At 29.1% G+C, this 3,259-nt stretch carries 3 protein-coding genes; all 3 read right to left on the bottom strand.

Features of this window, described 5'->3' with window-relative positions; all coding sequences use genetic code 11:
• Nucleotides 1–209 precede the first annotated feature (209 nt).
• The 3 genes from MC378_RS15250 to MC378_RS15240 all read right to left on the bottom strand — a co-directional run bounded on the left by MC378_RS15250 (nucleotide 210) and on the right by MC378_RS15240 (nucleotide 3,159).
• On the bottom strand, nucleotides 210–707 hold the full coding sequence (locus MC378_RS15250) for a hypothetical protein (protein WP_242179687.1): 498 nt from the start codon (nucleotides 705–707) through the stop codon (nucleotides 210–212).
• Nucleotides 676–2,094 carry a hypothetical protein gene (locus MC378_RS15245; RefSeq protein WP_242179684.1) on the bottom strand — a complete coding sequence of 473 codons (1,419 nt, stop codon included), beginning with the start codon at nucleotides 2,092–2,094 and terminating at the stop codon, nucleotides 676–678. The genes MC378_RS15250 and MC378_RS15245 overlap by 32 nt, the downstream gene beginning before the upstream one ends.
• Before the next feature lie 672 nt (nucleotides 2,095–2,766).
• Complete coding sequence (locus MC378_RS15240) at nucleotides 2,767–3,159, bottom strand: hypothetical protein (protein ID WP_242179683.1); 393 nt, start codon at nucleotides 3,157–3,159, stop codon at nucleotides 2,767–2,769.
• Nucleotides 3,160–3,259: the final 100 nt, after the last annotated feature.

The raw sequence follows: 3,259 nt of genomic DNA, 5'->3' as shown, positions 1-3,259 counted from the left end.
TTTAAATTCTAAAAATATTCTTTGTCAACCGTTAATTTCATTGCGATTATCGATTTTCCGCAAATGCATTACAACGTGTTGGTATATGAAAAGTAGCAGATTTAAAAAGCTAAATCTTTCAGTTTATAAAATAAGAATAGTAGAAAAGCACAAACTTTGTAGTTTGCACTTGACTGCTATTTTTTATATACCGTGTTGTGGTTTGTATTTTAATATTCCACAATTGTTAAACCAACTTTATAAGAAATATATTTACCATCTTTAATTTTATGTAAAAAATAAATATCTTTGAAATCATAAGGTTGTTTAGCTATTTTTTTCCAACTATTATTTAAAATCCATTTATAATCTATTAATTTCAAGTTCAAAAATTCGCATTCGGATATTTTATTTTTAGAGATTATTTCAAAAGTTAATTTTGGGACTTTAATTTTTAAATTATCCCTGCCGCTATCAGGGTTATACTCATAAATTCCATTCTTTTTTGCTTCTTTGACTTTCTTTTTATGTAGTTCGTATTCTTTTCTTCTAAATAGAGTGATATATTCTAAATCTTGATTAAAATTAGCTGTAATTAGGTATTGACTATTATTTTCTTTCAAAATAAAATAAACATCTTCTTTTTTTTGAGAAAAAGAAAAAGTACAATAGAAAATAAAAATGGTAATAAAATATTTATTGGCATTCATTGTTTGTAGAGTTTTCATAATTAATTATTACATTTTTAATTCTAATTTTTTCACTATTTGCATAAGTAGGGTCAGAATATTGATTTTCCCATGCCTTGGTTTCTAATAACCCGCTCCAAACAAAATCTTTATAAAATTGATCAGTATGTGTTTCTCCTATTGAGGTTGCAAATTCTTTTAGGCCGTCTTCCATAGCTGTTCTATAATAATTAGCCATATAATTATGATGAGGATTATTGGGGTCTTCATTAAAGTTGTCAAACAAAGTAGGAAAATGTGCTCTAGAACCATCAGGGAGTCTCCATTTTCCTGTACTAGAATCAAGATAGATACCACTTGTCGTTTTAATTTTTCTATAAATATCGGCATGTATAGCTTCGTGTAAGATTGTTCTAGCAACAGCTAAAGAAGGTCTGTTAATTGATTGTTCGGTATTTAAACTGACAGTTATATTATAAGAGTTTCCATAATATGTCTTACCATTTACTAACTCGCTTGTGTTATCATCATCATCTTCTCTTAAATTAGATTTTTGGTTAATGATTAAATTTACGGGAGTATTTTCGCCAACAAATTTTTTAAGAGTATTTTTTAATAAACTATTACTTTGTAATTTTTGATAAGTACAATCTGCTTTTCCAGTAAGGTTATTAATAATTTGGTCATCGTCAGTACCTCCACCTTCATTCCATTCCCAATCTTCATCACCAGTTTCGTTTCCTTGCCCATCTTCTTCTCCATTCCATCCATTATCTCCAGTATTTTCATCTCCCCATTCCCAATTTTCTTCCTCGTCTTCTTCCATTTTTCCACAAGTATCAATAAAGTATAGTTCATTAGTGCAATGATTGAAAACTCCAATAAAACAACTGTTTATTTCGTTTTGTTCAAAACTCATACAACCGCTACTTCTCGCAAACGTATTCTTTTGGGTAATTTTTTCATTATAAATAATCTTAAAAAAAACAGATAAATTTTTTACAATAAAAGATTCAATACCAAAATCTATATTTTCTTTAAAATCGCTTTTTTTAAATATTTTATATTTATTTACACCTTCTTTTTTATAAGAAATTAATAATTTGTTTTCACTACCAATTATTGGTGTTATTATAATTTGAGAATTGTTTTCTTCAAAATCTATTAAGAATGCTTTATTTTTAATAACACCAAATTTCGATTTAAAGTTTGAAGAATTCTTACTCCTTAAATTTTTATTATAGTTTACAAGTTTATTTTTTAATCCTGTTTTTAAATTGATAATTTGTTTTTCTTTAGTTGAAACTTCAATTTTGTTAGGAGTAACCAGACCGTCATTTTCACAGTTTGAGAAAAGCAATGAAACTCCAAAGAATAGAATTCCAGCTTTTAGAAGTTTAGATAATTTGTAATTTTTCGTTTTCATAATTGTTTAAATTTAGTGATTATTTTTCTTTTTTTTTAATATTAAAAGAAGTTTTAAGTTTTTAACTTCGTTTTCAGGTAAGCGAAATATAAACCACAACGTTGTTGTTTATTGTAAAGTTGCGTTTAAAAGTGAACGGCTATTTTCCGCAGGAAAATAGGGGTTTACAAAAACGCGACTAGTTTTGATAAGTCACAATTTAGCAATTTTTTATAAACGGTGTTGCAAGTAGTTGGTTTTTTTTCAGTTTGTAGTCCTTTTTAAATTTTTCAAAATTCAACGTTTGAGTGGTAATTCCGCCAAGTTTGTCATTCAAGGTTTGAGTGAATTTCGCGCTCTAGATTTTTCGTGTTTTGCTAAATTCCGCAATTTTGGATTTTCAGGGATTTAGTAAATTGATTTTGATTAAATTTCTAAAACTCTCCAATTTTACAAATTTTGCCGAGCGAGAGAGTGTCTAGCTTTTTTCCGTTTTTAAATTCAAGAGTTTTGAACCGCAAAATTCAAGTGTCTGAGTGGTTTCCGCCAATTACTTGCAACGGCTCCGTATATGGAAAGTTGCGTGTTTGCGTGCGAGGAATTTCCGAAGGAAATTCAGACGTAGCAAACGAGCAACTAACATTGGTTAAGCTAAAAATAGCAATTTTTTATATACAATGTTGTGCATAGTTTTTATTCTTCCACGACTCCGATGAACATTAGATATTCAATTTCGGTATCATAGATTTTGATTAATTCGTCTTTATTCAGGTCAACTTTTTCCTCATTCAGAGCATATTCCACCATTTGGTTAATATCCAATTCTGCGTTCGTTTCAGATTCGCTTTCAGGATTTGGATTGTCAGAAGTCAGTCCAGTTTTCTCCATATAATTCATTTCCGCAAGTAGAGCGTCACGAATCAAATTCAAGTCAGATTTTTTCTTATTCAGTTTTAATGCAATGAAGCAAGTCGCCTCGTCCAAATCATAGATTTCTTTTCCAGCGTTATTTTCATTCACAGTACAGATTGGTTCGTTTTTACAACCGAAAAATGAGAGTAAAGTCAAGATTAATATTTTTTTCACGGTTCTTGGGTTAAATTATGCACAACGTTGTTGTATAAGCTTTGTTGCGTTGTTTAAGCAATGAATTTAGTGAATAAAACACGAACGGCGAAATTCCGAA

This window comes from Polaribacter marinus (assembly GCF_022662535.1).
Classification (GTDB): Bacteria; Bacteroidota; Bacteroidia; order Flavobacteriales; family Flavobacteriaceae; genus Polaribacter; species Polaribacter marinus.
This window is presented reverse-complemented; position numbering and strand designations above follow the sequence as displayed.

Coding starts and splice junctions, on each gene's coding strand:
- MC378_RS15250 (WP_242179687.1), bottom strand. CDS start 707: ATGAAAACTCTACAAACAATGAATGCCAATAAATATTTTATTACCATT.
- MC378_RS15245 (WP_242179684.1), bottom strand. CDS start 2,094: ATGAAAACGAAAAATTACAAATTATCTAAACTTCTAAAAGCTGGAATT.